Below are 17,759 nucleotides of genomic sequence, written 5' to 3' on the forward strand. Positions count from 1 at the left end.
GGGATGGACATATGTTGAAGGTTGCAATTGCAGAAGATGATTTCCGCGTCGCGCAAATTCAAGAGGAGTTTTTATTAAAAATAAAGGATGTAAAAGTAATCGGAAAATCATTGAACGCGAAAGAAACGATGGAACTACTACAAAAGGAAGAAATCGATTTACTTCTATTAGATAATTACTTGCCAGATGGAATTGGAACAGACTTATTGCCACAAATTCATGCTGACTTTCCAAACGTTGACGTCATTATGGTTACTGCGGCAAATGAAAACCATATGTTAGAAAAAGCAATTCGAAACGGCGTAAGTAACTACCTTATAAAACCGGTCACGTTAGAAAAATTTGTTCGCACAATTGAAGACTATAAAAGAAAGAAGCAACTATTACATAGTAACAATGAAGTAAATCAAGCACTCATCGATAATTTCTTCGGGACTTCGCAAACACAAGACATAAAAAACTTACCGACAGGTGTGGATCCGCTAACACTGCAAAAAGTGAAAGGGATTATAAAAGGATTTGAAGAGGGCATTACAATAGAAGAAATGGGAGAACAAATGGGGGCCTCCAGAACAACCGCAAGAAGATATTTAGAATACTTAGTAGCGACCGGCGAATGCACAGTAGAGTACACATACGGCATTATCGGACGACCAGAACGAAAATATCGAATAGGAAGAGGACTATGAAAAAACGATTATTACTATGTATATGGATCATGACAGGAGTAATAGCTGGTTGTTCCTCGGAAAAATCTCAAACGAATACAGTAAACATAGAAGAAGTAGAAATCGTTGCGCCAAACGTTCCAGGAGCAGGCTGGGACTTAACAGCACGAGCAATGCAAAAAACACTAACAGAAGAAAAAATCTTCACAAAACCAATCACTGTCACAAACAAAGTAGGTGGCAGCGGTGACGTCGGATGGAAATATACGAAACAAAAAGGCGGTCACGTACTGGCGATTAACTCAAGCTTACTCATAACGAACAACCTACTAGGCCACAGTAAACTAACATATAAAGACTTCACACCGCTCGCGACACTCGCATCAGACTGGGAAGTCGTTGTCGTATCAAAAGACTCAAACATAGAAAACGCAAAACAACTCATGGAACAACTAAAACAAAATAAGAAAAACTTCAAAATCGGCGTTGCCCCCGGCCTAGGAAACGACGATCACCTATCCTTCGTACAAGTAAGTAAAGCATTCGGCATAAACCCAGCCGAACTACAATTCTTCGTCTACGAAAACAAAGAAAAAATCATAAACGCCCTAACGAACAAACAAATAAACGCCGCAACCATGACCCTATCCGAAGCCGAAAAACAATACAAAGCCAGCAAAATAAAAATACTAGCCGTATCCGCACCAAAACGACTAGACCGACTACCAGAAATCCCAACCTGGAAAGAACAAGGAATCAACGTCATATTCCAGCACTGGAAAGGAATTATGGGCCCGAAAGATATGACGGAGGAAGAGGTTGCTTATTGGGATGATGTGATTAAGAGGATGGTGGAGAGTGATAGTTGGAAGGGGATTTTGAGGGAGCGGGGTTGGGAGAGTTTTTATAAGGGGAGTGGGGAGACAAGGGTGTTTTTGGAGGAGAGTGATGAGTGGTATGGAGAGATGGTTGGTGGAGATAGAGGAGATAAGTAATTTTAGTGCTTTGTATTTATAAAATATCGATAGCATTCTTAGTATATTTATTTAGAATTTTAAATATAGATTAGTTAATTTAATAAGTTTTTATATAGATTTTTCCTTTTATAATGATAATTCATTATTATGGTTTCATATTTAAGATAGAAAGGGAAATCTAAAGAGGAGTATAATTGGTCTGAATGATAAAACATTAAAGGTATAGGACGGGGGAATTATGATGATACATACTTTAGTAAGGGGACAAAAGATAGACGTCACTAATAATCATCCGGAGATTAGAGGATTACTGGTAGATTTAACTTGGGATGCCCCGATGAATATGGATGTAGATGCATCAGCTTTTTTAGTAGGGTTTAATGGGAAGATTACTAAAGAAGAGGATTTCGTTTTCTATGGACAACCTTCTTCTAGTTGTCGATCTGTTCAATTAAATCAAAATATCGCAAATGGAAGTAAACAAAGGTTTTCGATAGATTTTACTCATATAAAAGATGATGTACAAAAGATTGTATTCTCGATTACAATTCATAATGCTGAAGAGAAGAAACAAGCGCTACGAGATGTTTCACATATTCAATTGAAAATAAGCAACGCACAATCAGGATTAGAAATTATTCATTTTCCTATCACACATCCATTTACAGATGAAAGTGCCATTATTGTTGGAGAGCTGTATCGACATGGAGGAGGATGGAAGTTCAATCCTATTGGAGCGGGCTATTTTGGTGGGTTAGCTGCATTGTGTACAAATTTTGGGATAGAAATCGCAGATGATGAAAAACAAACTGCTCCCCCTGTAGAGAAGAAAATAGTTCCTACTCCGCCTCAAGTACAAAAAACTATTAATGCAGTGAAGGTTGAATTGAAGAAAAAACAATCTATAAATATACAAAAATCTAAAATGGTAACAGCTACTTTAGAATGGGAAACAAATAAAGACTTAGACTTATACTGTTTTTACGTAACAACTAATGGAGAAATAGGAAAGGCTTATTATAAAAATCTAGGTTCGTCTAAAGTGTCGCCGTATATTGTGTTGGATGGTGATTCGCAAGAGCCAGGAAAAGAAACAATTCGTATTTATCGACCAGAAGCTTTGAAATATGTTTTATTTGCTGCGTATAGTGCTGTCGGAAATGGAATAGGTAGTTTTTATTCTATGAAGGCTAAAGCTGTTGTCGATAATCATATGGGAAGTGTTGTAACAGCACCATTATTAGAAATCAATGACCATGCTTATTGGGTATGTATTGCTCATATTGATTTCACGAATTCAAATGAGATGAAAATTTCACATGTAGAAAGTTACTCAAAAGACCATTCAGAAGCTTCGCCACTATTGTACGAGAATGGGAAATTCCGAATGGATGTAGGGCCGATTGAATTTAAAAATGAAGAGGATTATCAGAAGTATTTTAAGTGAAAATGAAGAAACAACTGATTTCGCATCGATGGAAGTATTGTTAAATATTGTATATAACGTGTATTAATTTTAACCATATATATTAAATGGAATATATCTAGGTAAGTTTTTATATACTATCTAGATATATTCCATTTTTGTTAATAAGAAAGATAATTATTTATTCGTTTTGTTAATGATTTGGGCGATATAAGAGTTATTTAACCAATAACACTGCTTTGTAATATGCTGACCATCAGGTAAAGTTACTTTATCGGCACCGTTGCGAGCTTTTGGTCTAATATGCGCGACACCGTTGAAGTTTATTTTAGGTAGGTTATTTGCTTCGACGACTTTGTCACCGCGTTTTTTATATTCAATTTGAATACCCTCATGTATTACTTTATTAACTTCTTCCCATAGTTCACGTATTTCTTTTTCTATTGTAGGAGCAGGCATGTTCCAAAGTTTAATACCTTTAAAGTAGAGTTTACGATTTGGATTTTCTTTTTTTGTTTGGTTAAATTCAAAAATTACGAATAAAAACTTGGTTTGATAGAAGCGTTCTCTAATTTCGCTTTCTTCCCATGATTCGTTTGTCCATTGATGAAAATCGATTGTTTCAAATGACATGCTTTGTTCGGGTTTACCGTTAGGCTCTAAACGAACTGTTTTAAATTCTATATTAGCTTTCGCAAATTCTTCAATTTTATCGAGTCGAGTTCCTTTGATACCAAGTAAAGAGCTTACTAATAGTGGAACAAAGCTTTTGGTTGTAGGTTTGTAATCAATAGATAATTTTTGAGCGATTTCTTGATCAGTTAAGCCTATGTAATTTTCAAATTTTGAATAAAGGATTTCTTCTAAAGATTTTCCTTTTAGTTCATTTGTTGTTGTAAAACTTACTAGTTCTTCGTTTAGGTGATACCTGCGAACTAGTGCTGTCATGTAAGAAGGCTTTAACGAAAAAGCTCTTTGCATTGCTGGAATTTCAGAATACGGTTGTGAGCGAAGTGAATTTTTATTGGAACCCTTAGTGCAAGCTCCTAAATAGTTTGTATCACCTTCAGATAATTCATGTGCTTTGCCGGCACGAATTTTATTTACGATGGTTTCCCAGTCTTGTCTAATTATTTCTAAATCAGCTTCGGGATAGGTGAATAAAAGGCTTTTTGTAATGTGAAAATCTTTACGGTCTACACCAGGTACCCATTCATAGAACATTAATAATAGTTTTTCGTTTTTCTTCCAAAAGCTTGATGTTTCAAAGTGTGTATGAACTTCTTCCATATAGTTGATAATATTTAAGACTAGTCGTTCTTTGGCTGATAATGAACCGTTTTTATTTTGTTTAAATGCAGTTACTTTAAGTTCAATACCAAGGTGTTTAAAGTCAGCTTCTGCGTTTGAATTGACTTCATATCCAAAAAAGCTTTCCTCGATTACTTGCCCTAGTCCACCTTTTGATTTAGCATTTGCAAGTCGGTCAGTTGTATCGATTTCACCAAACGTTTTTCCTTCAGCTTCATGTGCTTTTTTCATTAGTTCTTCTATTGTAGTATAGTCCATAAGAAACTCCTTTCTGTATCCAGTACTGCGTTGTATGATTTTAAACAATACATATTAAAGTTATGCTATAATAAAAAGCTGTTTCAATTTTATATAAGTAAAATTTATAAGAAGGAAAAGACAAGTTGTTTTATTAGATAACGGTTATATTGGATCTGTTCAAGGGAAGTTTCTTCCTTTATAATATTGATATAGTAACGAGATGTTTTCTTAATTGTTACAAGCTAAAATAAGGAATTGTAAAAAAGTATGGTTCTTGAAATGTTATAGTTGATCTTTTCCTCACTTTTTATTATAATGAAGCATAGATAAATAAAATACCGAAAGGATGTTCGTGTATTTATGGTGAAAGTAGTAGAACTTTTTGCGGGAGTAGGAGGTTTTAGGTTAGGACTAGAAGCAAACGAAAACTTTGACGTTCTTTGGGGAAACCAATGGGAACCCTCAACTAAAGCACAACATGCATTTAATTGTTATGCAACTCGCTTTGAAAATAAAGGAATACATGTAAATAGAGATATAGCTGAAGCTTGGCCGGAAATACCTGAGCATGATTTATTAGTAGGAGGCTTTCCTTGCCAAGACTATTCTGTAGCACGTACTTTATCAAATGAAAAAGGAATACAAGGGAAAAAAGGTGTTCTTTTTTGGGAGATAATGAACATAGTTAATTCTCGTAAGCCAAGATTTGTTTTGTTAGAGAATGTAGATAGATTATTAAAGTCACCAGCAAAACAAAGAGGTCGTGATTTTTCTATTATGCTGGCAAGTTTTAGAGATGCAGGGTATGCAGTTGAATGGAGAGTTATTAACGCTGCAGATTATGGATATTCACAAAGAAGGCGAAGAGTATTTATCTTTGCTTATCTAAATGAATCCCATTTTTCGTCTATCCAGAGTAAAATGGAATCATTAGAAATATTATGTGAAAAGGGATTTTTCGCGCCAGTGTTTAATGTACTTGAAGCACCAAAGGAAAATAAAAAAAGAGGGCAATTCACATTGCCAATCGATATCGTGGAAGTTTCTGATACATTTAATGCCGAATATTATAATTCAGGTGTAATGATAAATGGACAAGTATATACGGAAGAAGTAGTTCCAGTAACTGAGACTCCTGAGACATTAGGTGAGATAGTTAAGAAAGTATATGATGAATTTGGCCCTGCGGATGAATCATACTATTTGAAAATAGATAAGATTAACAAAAAGGGAAGAACGGAATTTGAGGAACTTAAGTACCTTAAAGGTCCTAAAAAAGAAGAACGAGTATCAAAGGCGACGGGGCATAAATATTTCTACTCTGAGGGAGGAATGGCATTCCCTGATGATTTAGATAAGCCTGGTCGTACAATGTTAACAAGTGAAGGAACATGTAATAGAAGTTCCCATGTTATTGAAGATCCTTATACAAAAAGACTAAGATATTTAACACCAGCTGAATGTGAACTGTTAAATGGTTTCCCGATGGATTGGACGAATACGGGGATGCCACAAAGAAATAGATACTTTTGTATGGGAAATGCTTTAGTCGTTAATTTGGTAGAGCGAATGGGGCAAAGGATTTTAGAGATTAACAAAGAAGAAGAGAAGATGGATAGTATTGTGCAGTTGAGTTTGTTCTAGGGGATAAACAGATGCATGCTCATTAAAGATTTGAAATAATAAAGAGTAGGGGTAATCTGGGTTATATAGCTAGCTATATAACCCAGATTATTTTTTTGCAAATTTTTAATTGAGAATGGATAATCCACTAATTCCCTTTTTTCTTAATACCAACAATTCCTCTATAGATATTGTATAATATGGAATATATTCGAAACGTATTTTTAGATTAAGAGGTGTTACATCATTGGAGAAATATACATTTGATTTTCTACAAGAGGTATTCCCCGAGTTAGCGGAGATGGGGAGAGATATTGAAAATGTTTTTTATCAAGATCCCCAATCGGTTTTAATTAAGGGAAGAATATTTGCAGAGCTATTATCAAAACGCATTGCGGAAGAACATGAACTGCACGACGTACAATACTTAAAGCAAGTAGAGCGTATTCAAAAATTAGAAAGAGAAGATATCTTATCAAAGGAAATTTCCCGTTCATTTGATACTGTTCGCTATTTAGGAAATAAAGCGGCACATGAACATATTGAAAGTGGGGTAGAGAGTGCTTTTAAAATGCATAAAAATCTATTCCAAATTGCAGTGTGGTTTATGGAGGTATACGGGAGTTATGAGTTTGTTGTCCCGAAATACAAACATCCACAGCCGAAGAGTAGTGTACATATTGTGGAGAAATTAGAAGAAAAGATATCTGCTAGTTTAGAAGAAAAGTTAAAAATGCTAATTGAGATTGCAAGTAAACAAAATACATCAAATCAAACTGAGGAATTAACAGAAATAAATAACGCTGAGATTGCGGTAGGGTTAGAAATTGAAGATAAACAGTCTGTAGATAATGAAGAAGAAGCAGATAACAATTTTGTGTATGATGATTTTATTTTAGGAGAAGGAGAGAGTTATTTACTAGCAGAACTCTCGAAGCTGAAAGAATCATCTCAAGAGGCTATCGAAAATCCTAATGAATTTAGTTCGTTTAAGGATTATTTACATGTAGAAAGAACGATACAGAACGATATGATGTCTGCTCTAACAGCAGCAGCTGGGCAAAATACGAGTCAATTAATTTTCTTGTGTGGTAGCGTTGGAGATGGGAAATCACATTTATTATCGTATGTGAAAAATAAATATCCTGAATTGATGGAAGAGTTTTCGGTGCATAATGATGCTACGGAAAGTTTTGATCCACAAAAGAGTTCCCTTGATACATTAGCGGAAGTATTAAAGCCATATAGTGATAGTGAGATTGATGGTTCTAGATTCAAGCTAATTTTAGCTATTAACCTAGGAGTTCTGCATAACTTTATTGAATCAGATTATGCAAAAGAGCACTATCAAATTTTAACAAAATTCATTGAGGAATCAGGAATATTTGAGGCAAATGAAATTGCTACTAATCAACAAAGCGGTAATTTCCACTTGATTAGCTTTAGTGATTATCAACCTTTTGAATTAACCAGTGAAGGGCCAAAATCAGATTATTTTTCATCTATTTTAAAGCGAATTGTGGTTGAGTCAGAAAAAAATCCATTCTATCAAGCTTATTTGAAGGATAAGCAACGTGGTATAAATGGATTCTTTATGGTGAATTATGAGTTATTGCAACAACAACAAATACGAGATGGTGTTTTAAGTATATTAATTGAAGCAATAGTTAAGCATAAGATGATTATTTCGACACGTTCCATGCTTAATTTTATTTATGATATTTTAGTGCCTTCTCATGGCAATGAAGATTTTCTTGGGGCAGGTATGATGGAAAAAACGGAAGCCTTATTACCGAATTTATTATTTGATGGTCAAGAAAAATCAAATTTACTAGCAGTTATTTCTAAAATGGATCCTATTCATCTACGATCAAATAGTGTAGACCAAATGCTAATTGAGCTAAACAATTCAGTAAATATGAAGAATACTTTCCAAAAGCATTTGAATTTACATGGACTTGATGGATGGATAGAAGGGCTAGAAGAGATGGGCTCTTTCTTTGAGCTAAGTGATTCATCTAGACAGGTATTCAATAAAACATTAATACGTATGTCATTATTTTTATCTCCGGTTTTAAATGAAATATTTGGGGATGAAAATTATAAAAAATATATGGAATATTTATATGCTTTTAATAAAGGAAATCGATCTGATTTAAAAGATATGTATAATTTATCCAGAAAATCAATTTTTTTATGGAACGGAAGTCCGAAGTCAGATTATGTATTTATGGATTACTCAAATGATACTACTCAGGTTGCACAGTCTCTTAAAATTAAGCCGTTTGTAGGACATTTGAAAGGGGTAGAACCGGAGGTTTTAAATCGATTTAAATTAAATATATTACTTGCTTTTTCCAATGAAGATAAAGTAGCTCCTGTATATTTAGAAATTGATTATCCATTATATGAAATGATGGTCAAACTTTCAAAAGGTTATCGCCCGAATAAAAAGGATAAAGAAGATTGTATTCAGTTCGTTGAATTTGTGGATAAGATAATGAAATTAGGAAATAGAGAAAAAGAATTATTGTTTGTTCAATCTAATGAAAATGGAATGTTTAGACTAACATACGACGAAGATTTTGAAGAATTTACGTTTAGAAGGGATTAGAAAATGATTGTAAGAGAGAATTTAGAGGATTTGAAAAACTCGCTGAGTATTAAACCAGAAAAGTTAGGATTAAAACATACAATAAATAAAAAATCTCCTCTGTTACCTTTCTCTACCCGAGGAACAGAGCGGGCAAAATTCGCAAAAGGGTTTCAGGGAGTATTAGGAGAGTTTACGCGTCTAGTCAGCGGAAATAAGTTGAAAATGGAAGTTAATCTAGAAGAACTTATTGGAGAGATTAGTAAATCTGTTGATGTATCAAAGCAAGATAAGTCGCAATTTGAACAAATACTACGTACCTTTCTGCAGGATAGTGACAATACAATTAAAATTTTTCATTTGCATTTGTTTCAATATTTACCATTAAGTGATAAGGCTGATAAAAAAGGAGAACAAGATATTGCTAGATTCCTTTTAGACGTCTTATTAGGTGAAAAAGAAACAGTAGAAGAGATTTTTGGAAAAAGCGATTCAACAGATTTAATGTCACGTCTTGTATTAAAACAATTAAATCATTTGGAGAGCGACGAAAAAGAACGCCGTCCGTATATTAATCAAATTCCATTTATCTCAAAGCTATTCAAAGAAGATTTTCAATTTTTAGCGGAACATAAAGATTATTTTAGAACTCATTATCATTTGTTTCTTAGTTATTATTACTTTTTATATATTACTCAATTGACTTTAAAGCTTTCACAAGTTGGGAAAGCGAACTTTAGTGAGAACAACGAAGTTTATTTTACACTTGACTGGGAGTCTACGAGTAAGAATAGAAAAGGTTATACTCATGGTTATCAAATGATTAAAGATACAGGTAGACATTTACTACTACATATTAATTGCTTAGAACATTTAAATTTCCTAATGGGAGTAGAAAAAGCAGGTGGCTATCCTGAATTAAAGGAAACATATCAGCAATTATCCGATGAGGATAAAAAAGTATTTTTAGAGATGCTTTGTGATTGGGTTATGGAATATAGAAGACATTTAGGTCTTGGGGCTTATGAAGGAAATTTAGAATTAGAATATGATACGCTTGTACAATCCTTATTCCGTAGTATAGAAGAAGCCTATGAAAAAGATACGATGCAAGGCCCCCGACACAGATACTCTTTATCAATAGAAGAGGTTGGGAAAAAATATTTCTTAAAAACTCGAGGTTCACTTGGTTATATGCTTAATATTAGTCAAGATATGTTATTGCTGCTAACAGCATTGAGTTTAAAAAAGGAAAGAAAACCTTTGAAGCAAGTATTTATAGATTTAGAGGCTAGAGGTTTATTCTTCGATCGTTACTCAAAAGAAGAAATTGTACAGTTATTTGATAAGCTGAATTTAATAGACAAAAAAAGTGATAGCGGTGATGCACAGTATGTTAAACCAATTTTATAATTATCTTTCAGATAAACTAATAAATTATTTACAAGCAGAAAATCTTAGGGGTGGAGAGCGGTTTTACCTTCAATTTGATAATCATGAACAAGTACAAGCATTTTATGACACATTAAAAGAACAAGATTTATCGCAGGCGTTTTATTATCAGCATAAGCAAGGAACTCCATACGAAACGATTGCTATTAAGGTTTCAGAGGAAATGAAAGTAGTTGTTGCGACTACATCGGCAAACGTTACTCCGGACTTTTTAGTAACACTTCGTAATGAAGTCGGTGAACAAAAGGATATTTGGGAGAAAACAGCTTTACTTAGTATATGTCATGAGACACTGGACAGTATTAAGGGTGGTAGCAGTGATTTGCAAAAAGAAGGTATGCCATTTAATGTGAAATCAATTTTGAAAACATTAAAAGAAGAAATTGAAACTTCTTCTTTAAATAAAGAAGAGAAGGAAGTACTTTCATTTTATTTACGTAAAAAATTAGATGATACAATTGTGCGACCATCTCTTTGGGATTATGAAGAAATTCTTGGATTTTTATCAAAACAAGAGATTGCGAGAGAAGACTATTCTAATCTAGGCATTTTCTATGATGAAAATTTAAATCAATTTACTTCAGCTCAAATGAAAAAAAGGCTAGAAGAAAATGCTTCATTCTTTGAGAAAGTTCAACATATGCATGAGTATGAACATTTAGAGAGTCAATTAGAAAAATTATTTGATGAGAAAGGTGTTTCTCGCCTGAAGAAAGAAGATTGGCAGCAAGCGGATTATGTTCTTGTTAAAGATTCTTACGACAAAATGACTGAGATAGATCGTCCATTAGAATATATCGAATCACCAAAGAAATATTCAAAAGAAGGTCTGTTATATTGGGAAAAAGCACAAACTGAGACAAAGGCTGGGAGACGTAAACGCCATATTATCGTTTTTAATCCTACACAGATAGAAGATATCAATCTGAACTTTGAATTTGAAGAAAAGTTGAAGAAGGAATACATTCATAAAAATTCACAGGGGTTCTGTGGGATATCTGGGAAAAAACTAACTGTTAGTTTAGCGCATAAGCAAAATGTGACTTCATTCCATAAAGTTGTATATACGCATAAGATGCAATCTAAGTCGAAATATGAGTTTCATATTGCTGTTATAGAATGTGAAGCCGCGTTTTTACAATCGCTTCAAACGATTTATGAAGTGAATGTAAATAAGAAAAACGTAGTTATGAATAAAGCTGAAGAACGTATTATTTTTGGAGATATTTCTAATGAGCCAGAAGAAGTATTTATTGAGGAAGATGCACAGATTATAAATTGGCAAGGTGGAAGTTTTGAAGTCTCTGAATCTTCCCCTGCATGGAATGATGATAGCTTATCATTTTCTGTTCAAATTGAAACATCTTTAATTCCTATTCTTATTAGAGAGCAAGTTGCAAAGACTGTTCCAGTATCGGGAGAAAGGGTATGGAAATTAAAAAGAGAACATCAAGAAAGCTTTGAATATAACCTTGATACAAATAAATTAAAACAAGGTGCAAGGGAATTTTCAGCACGAGAAGGATTTCGAAATTATTTACAAGACGAGAGAGTATGGATTGAAAATGAAATCGCTTTTGCAGTTAGAGGGGTATCAGGCCTAAATAAGGTTGAATTATTAATGAACCCATCATTGAGAGATGCGTATCAACAATTATTAAATTACTATAAGTTTAATAATACGGTTCCTAGTCTTTGTTTTGTGGATAATCAATTAAGAGAGCTATCTATAAGATACTTGAAGGCTTTTAACGAAAGTGTTGCTCATATACAAGAAAATGTAATGTTAAAAGAAGAAGAAAAGAATCTGTTTAAATTGGGAGTTATTGAAGAGGAACAAAGGGTCATACTAACACCGTTGCATCCGCTTAATGTTGCCTATCAGTTAAGTGTTAATGATGAAATTAAAAACGAAGTAGTTGAGATGCATATTTTAAATCGTCTGCATCCTAACAATCTATTGCCATATATATATGGACAGAATGATGAATTGTATAGACCGGTTTCTCAAAATGAAGCGCCTGAATGGACTGTTTATGAACCACTTCATAAGGTTGCGATTGGAGAATCTAATGCATTTTTAGCTAATGTAGTTGAAGAAAAGCTTCAACAATTTGTGGAACATTTCCAATACTTATTTTTACAAGAATCTAAGTCTCCGATACGAATCAATGTGATTAATATAAATAATGATAAAGAAGTTGTAAGAGGTTTAGTACAGTTTATTAAGAAGCAGATAGATAAAAAAGGGCCGTCCAAAATTATACCAGTAGAGGTTGCTTTATATCATGAGAGTAATATACTAAGCGCCTTTGAAAAATTTTCTATATATGATGATGTTCAAAAATTTGAGGAGTTCTTTGAGTTATCGTTAGCATCAAAGAATCTCGATGCTGTAGACGTATTAAGGCTGATTCGAGAAAATGTTTTCTATTATAAACTTATTGGTACGAAAGAATATGGTTACGCTCATATTTCATTCTATAAAATGATTTCAAATGAGAAGCATGCGAAAAGTACAATGGAAGATATTGAAACAGGATTATCTTTAAATGGAATGTTATCATCTCTATCATCTATAAGTACAGAAGTAGATTATCGTACAGGATTTGGATTGAAAAATGTATTGAATAATGAACATTTGTTAATTCAAACTGCTAGAGGAATGAATGAATTAGGAAGTAATTTAAATAACGATGGTACAAACCCTTATCGTAAGAACGAAACAATTGTTACGAGAACATCTACCTATGATGAACAAGTTTTAGAACATTTATATGAATCTTCTTATTGGGTAACATTTATTGAACCTAATGTAGGTTTAGATTTCTTCCAAGATTCATCACGTAATTTATTGGTTATTCATTATAGTGATCAATATTCTTCATCAAGCCAGTATGATGCAATTACAGTAACGGATAAAGCAAGACAATACCGAGCGGTTATTGAACAGTATTTAGCGGAAAAAGAAATTGTATCGACACCTGAAAAAATTAATACAGCTATTAGAGCGTTCAATAGTTTAAATGGTGAGTGGTTACTACGAATTATAGGAAGTAAGGGACAATTCTCAAGAGAAAAGTTAAGTATTATTTCAGCTGTGAAGTATATATTAAGTGCTTTAGATCATGAGAATATTTTATGGGTTCCTATCTCATTAGAAGAAATATTGCGTGTTGCTGGAGCGGTGAAATTAACGAAAAGTGAAGGTGTATTTTCTGCGAAAAATCTAGGTGGAAAAGGTGCACATAGTGACGATTTACTGTTAATTGGAGTAGAAATGCAAGATGATAAATTATCAGTGCATTATTATCCAGTGGAAGTGAAAATCGGCTTAAATCAAGACAGTGCTATTGCAAAAGCAAAAGAGCAAATTAATGCTACTAAGCAACTATTTGATACGCAACTTTCTAAAACAAGTGAAGATGGTTTACATGTATTTAAACATAAGTTTTTCCGAAACTTCTTTGTACAGTTATTGCTAGCAAATGCCGAGAAATTTATTGCAAACAACATTTGGCCAGAAAAATCTTATGAGAAAATTGAAGAACTAAAGAAAAGATTATTAAATGATGATTACGAAATGAGTGGACATTTGGATGATAAAATCGGAAAAGGAGCAATTTTATCATTCAAAAAGGAACAATCATGGAGATCCATCAAAATAGAAGAAGATATTTTATTAGTGGAATTAACCGAAGAGGATGGATATGAAGGAGTAATCGAAGAAGTTGAAGCACTCAAAATGAAAATCCATTCGGGTGGAACTGATATTAATCCAGATAGATTATTAAATCAGAATCATGATTCTAATCAAGTGTTAAAAAAAACTAGCAATAAAGTCGTTCCAACTGTACCTCATTCTGAAGAAGAAAAGGAAGAAAAAGGAACAGGAGGAACGAAAGAATTAAAAGACATCCGCGTTTTGTTAGGAACAGTAGAGGGATCGACTCAAGAAATATATTGGGAATTCGGAAATTCAGAGCTAGCAAATAGACATATTTTAATTTCGGGTAAATCAGGACAAGGTAAGAGTTACTTCATTCAATGTTTACTACTTGAGCTGGCGCAAAATGGAATTTCTAGTATGATATTTGACTATACAGATGGATTCAAGAATTCTAAGTTAGAACCGGAATTCAAAGAGAAACTCCAAGATAATATTGAACAATTCCTAGTAGCAAAAGATAAATTCCCAGTAAATCCATTTAAGCGAAATCAAAAAGAATTGGATGAAGGAATTTATATCGATGAAGATAATACAGATGTTGCTGAAAGAATTAAAAGTGTATTTTCAGCTGTATATAAAGATTTAGGCATTCAGCAACAAAACGCTATATATGAGGCAGTAATGCGCGGTTTAGATAAATATGGCGAAGGTATGAATTTAAATTATTTATTAGCAGAATTAGAAGAGGATACTTCTGGGCCAGCTAAAACAGCAAGATCACAAATTAAGCCTTTTATTGATAAGAATCCATTTAATCATAATGCTGTATATGATTGGGGAGACATACTGAACCAAAAAGGTAAAGTGTTTATTGTACAATTAACGGGCTTTAATAGAGATGTACAGCTCATGATTACAGAGTTTATCTTATGGGATATTTGGAACTATCAATTACACCATGGAGACAAAAATAAACCATTCCCAGTTATATTAGATGAAGCGCAAAATCTTGATCATAGAGAAAAATCACCAAGTGCCAAAATTTTAACTGAAGGAAGAAAATTTGGTTGGTCAGGTTGGTATGCAACACAATCATTAAAAGGACAATTTACAATGGATGAAATTTCACGACTACAGAATTCAAGTCAAAAAGTGTATTTCATGCCACCAGAAAATGAAATTAGTGCTATTGCATCAAACCTTGCTCAAGATTCAGCTGTACGTAAAGAATGGGAAAAACGACTTGCAACATTGAAGAAAGGTCAATGTATCACTTCGGGACCAATGTTACAAAAAGATGGTACGTTGAAGTCGGGTAGTCCTGTGATCATTAATATTAGTGCGTTGCAGGATAGATTGAAGTAGTAATTTAATAGTGATATGAAAACCACCTTGGACGGTATATTTGTTTGAGGTGGTTTTTGTATTGTTAATCATGTTGAAACTTAGAAATAATAGAAGGTCTTCCTTGTCAAGTCTTCTAAAATTCTTGAATGATTTTTATATAGATAAAGGTGAGGGGAATTCATAATTAGAGAAAAGTTTAGTGTTTAAAGAGTATGTATATAGTTGATCTTTTAATTTAGTGGGGGGTATAATAAGAGAATCATAAAATTGAAAGGAGGAAGAGTGTTGAACTTTATGATTCTTTTGACCGGTATTTCAATTTTATTTCTTCTCTATTGGTGTGTTGTGAATCAATATATTGTTGTTAAATGGAATTTTATTGTTAAGAAATTTAATGAAAATATAGCGTTTGGGATGTTTATTACATGTATGTTATTTTGGCTGCAGTATGTATTTCAAATGTTTTTTGATAGATGATTAGTTTTTTATGAGGTAAATAGACACAATGGAGTATGTAAGATACTTCATTGTGTCTATTTTTTCAGAACTAATTATAGTTTATTTCTTGCATCTCCCCCAACGTCACCCCCTAACCTAAAGAAGACAAATCAAAAAGGGGGACCAAACCACTCATGAAAACCACCACAAAAGAAAAAAGAAACACCATCATCATGCTACTACTCTCAGCCGCGATAGGAATCTTTTCACCACTACTCATGTACATCACACTGGCACGTAAAAGTGAGGTGTACAAATATCATTGCCGAAAGGCGTTCAACTTTCATTTGTTAATCTTTCTTCTATTTAATATTAGTTCACTTATTAGTGATGTTTTATTTTGAATCGTATTCGCTTTTGAGGTAGTTCAAGTAATTATTATTGCGTGGAAAGTAATACGCGACGAACCATATCGTTATTTCATTCGAATTCCGTTATTTAAAGAAGATAAGTATACGGTGGAAGGAGAATAGGTGATGAAACAAGAAGAGGAAATAAGGGGGAAGCGACTTTTGATTATGATTGCAGTGCTGTTTATTGCGATTTATATCGTTTTACGAAAAAGAAAATATGAGTACTTTTATGATGGTATTAGTGAGTATGAAAATCGTTATAGAGATAATGTTCCTTTTTTGTTACTTGTTATAAGTTTGTTTCAATATTTTAGGCAGAATGAGATGAGTTTTTCTCGTATGCTTCAGTATGTGAAAGAGAAGTTAGCAGAGTAGGTGATGGTATGGCGTGGATGATTAGTGAGTTTGCAAGTGTTGGGGATGTTACGGTGCGGACGCTTCGTTATTATGACAAGATTAATTTATTAAAGCCGAGTGATTATACTGAAGGTGGGCATCGGCTATATACGAAAGATGATTTGTATGTGCTGCAGCAAATCCAATCGTTTAAGCATCTTGGTTTTTCGCTTGGGGAGATTCAAAATATTATATTGCAGCGTGATATTGAGACAGAAGACTTTTTAAGACAGATGCATTTTCAAAGAGAAGTGCTTCTGGCAGAGCAAGAAAGAATTGCGAAGGTACTATTACATATGGATGAGATGACGAAGAAGTTTCAAAAGGAAGAACGAGTGGATGTCGCTTTGTTTTCTTCTTTTTTACAAACTTTTATATGGGAGAAAGAAAATAAGGAATGGTTAGAGGAACACTTTTCAACGGGTAGTGTTCGAGCGTTTTATAATAATAAGGAACTAAAAGAAAAGTTTGATCGGCGATTTATGGATGTGATAGGGAAGTTTAAAAAGTATAAGACAGAAGAGAAGGATCCGAGTCATCATGACGTTCAAATTACCTTGAAGGAATTTTTCAAAGTAATAGAAGAGGTAACTAACTATCTTGATACACCTCAAAGTGATATAGAGGATATAATCCAAAAATCAAACCTCCCACTATCCGAATTCCCAACCATCTTCACAACCGAAGAAGAAAACTATATAAAAGAAGCAATTCAGCAGTTTAACACCTAGTTAAACTGCTTTTCCATTATAATAGAAGAAAAACCAAACGGAGGAAAAATCCCATGCCAACCTACAACAAACTAATCAGAAACAAAGTCCCACAAATAATAAAATCCAACGGAAAAACACCCACAACAAGAATTCTACCTAAAGAAGAATACATAAAAGAAATCTGCAAAAAAACACAAGAAGAACTAACCGAATACCTAGAAGCAGACACAAAAGAACATAAACTAGAAGAACTATCCGACCTACTAGAACTAATCAACACCCTAGCCGAACACGAAGGCACGACACTAGAAGAAATCAACAACATCCGAAAAAAGAAAGCAGAGGAACGAGGCGGCTTCTCAGATCGAGTCTTCCTAATCGAAGTAACCGATAACTAGCCCCTCCTAAGCCCCTTACAAGCCCCTACCAAGTAATAAATCACTAAGAAAAAACAAAAACAAACACAAAAACAAACACCGTAGTAGTCAAAAA

At 33.5% G+C, this 17,759-nt stretch carries 12 protein-coding genes and 1 pseudogene; 12 read left to right on the plus strand and 1 reads right to left on the minus strand.

Features of this window, described 5'->3' with window-relative positions:
- Positions 1–11: 11 nt before the first annotated feature.
- The 3 genes from N2V79_RS04685 (at position 12) to N2V79_RS04695 (ending at position 3,092) form a co-directional block, all read left to right on the plus strand.
- Positions 12–689, plus strand: a complete 678-nt coding sequence (locus N2V79_RS04685) for a response regulator (RefSeq protein WP_340719611.1) — start codon at positions 12–14, stop codon at positions 687–689.
- Complete coding sequence (locus N2V79_RS04690; protein WP_340719612.1) at positions 686–1,663, plus strand: tripartite tricarboxylate transporter substrate binding protein; 978 nt, start codon at positions 686–688, stop codon at positions 1,661–1,663. The genes N2V79_RS04685 and N2V79_RS04690 overlap by 4 nt, the downstream gene beginning before the upstream one ends.
- A 223-nt stretch (positions 1,664–1,886) precedes the next feature.
- Positions 1,887–3,092: a TerD family protein gene (locus N2V79_RS04695; protein WP_340719613.1), complete on the plus strand. Its 1,206-nt coding sequence runs from the start codon at positions 1,887–1,889 to the stop codon at positions 3,090–3,092.
- Positions 3,093–3,248: 156 nt separating this feature from the next.
- Here N2V79_RS04695 and N2V79_RS04700 read toward each other — a convergent pair whose 3' ends face one another.
- The gene (locus N2V79_RS04700; RefSeq protein ID WP_088024844.1) at positions 3,249–4,640 is read right to left on the minus strand and encodes a Sau3AI family type II restriction endonuclease; all 1,392 of its coding nucleotides are present in this window, start codon (positions 4,638–4,640) and stop codon (positions 3,249–3,251) included.
- A 342-nt stretch (positions 4,641–4,982) separates the two neighbouring features.
- On the opposite strand from N2V79_RS04700, the gene dcm reads away from it, so the two are divergent.
- The 9 genes and pseudogenes from dcm (at position 4,983) to N2V79_RS04745 (ending at position 17,665) form a co-directional block, all read left to right on the plus strand.
- Positions 4,983–6,266 carry a DNA (cytosine-5-)-methyltransferase gene (gene dcm, locus N2V79_RS04705; protein WP_340719614.1) on the plus strand — a complete coding sequence of 428 codons (1,284 nt, stop codon included), beginning with the start codon at positions 4,983–4,985 and terminating at the stop codon, positions 6,264–6,266.
- Positions 6,267–6,492: 226 nt separating this feature from the next.
- Entirely contained in the window at positions 6,493–8,859 is a 2,367-nt protein-coding gene (gene dptF / locus N2V79_RS04710) for a DNA phosphorothioation-dependent restriction protein DptF (RefSeq protein ID WP_340719615.1), read from the plus strand.
- A gap of 3 nt (positions 8,860–8,862) precedes the next feature.
- A complete protein-coding gene (gene dptG, locus N2V79_RS04715; protein WP_000637020.1) occupies positions 8,863–10,251 on the plus strand; it encodes a DNA phosphorothioation-dependent restriction protein DptG in 1,389 nt (462 codons plus the stop codon).
- The gene (gene dptH / locus N2V79_RS04720) at positions 10,232–15,325 is read left to right on the plus strand and encodes a DNA phosphorothioation-dependent restriction protein DptH (protein ID WP_340719616.1); all 5,094 of its coding nucleotides are present in this window, start codon (positions 10,232–10,234) and stop codon (positions 15,323–15,325) included. Before dptG ends, dptH begins: the two co-directional genes overlap by 20 nt.
- 276 nt (positions 15,326–15,601) lie before the next feature.
- A complete protein-coding gene (locus N2V79_RS04725) occupies positions 15,602–15,784 on the plus strand; it encodes a hypothetical protein (RefSeq protein WP_233462297.1) in 183 nt (60 codons plus the stop codon).
- A 155-nt stretch (positions 15,785–15,939) separates the two neighbouring features.
- Positions 15,940–16,278, plus strand: a pseudogene (locus N2V79_RS04730) (DUF4870 domain-containing protein).
- Positions 16,279–16,281: 3 nt separating this feature from the next.
- A complete protein-coding gene (locus N2V79_RS04735; protein WP_340719617.1) occupies positions 16,282–16,533 on the plus strand; it encodes a hypothetical protein in 252 nt (83 codons plus the stop codon).
- 8 nt (positions 16,534–16,541) lie between these two features.
- Positions 16,542–17,285, plus strand: a complete 744-nt coding sequence (locus N2V79_RS04740) for a MerR family transcriptional regulator (RefSeq protein ID WP_340719618.1) — start codon at positions 16,542–16,544, stop codon at positions 17,283–17,285.
- 53 nt (positions 17,286–17,338) lie between these two features.
- A complete protein-coding gene (locus tag N2V79_RS04745; protein ID WP_340719619.1) occupies positions 17,339–17,665 on the plus strand; it encodes a nucleoside triphosphate pyrophosphohydrolase in 327 nt (108 codons plus the stop codon).
- Positions 17,666–17,759: the final 94 nt, after the last annotated feature.

Origin of the sequence: Bacillus sp. CH_70 (genome assembly GCF_038007045.1) — a bacterium.
Lineage (GTDB): Bacteria > Bacillota > Bacilli > Bacillales > Bacillaceae_G > Bacillus_A > Bacillus_A cereus.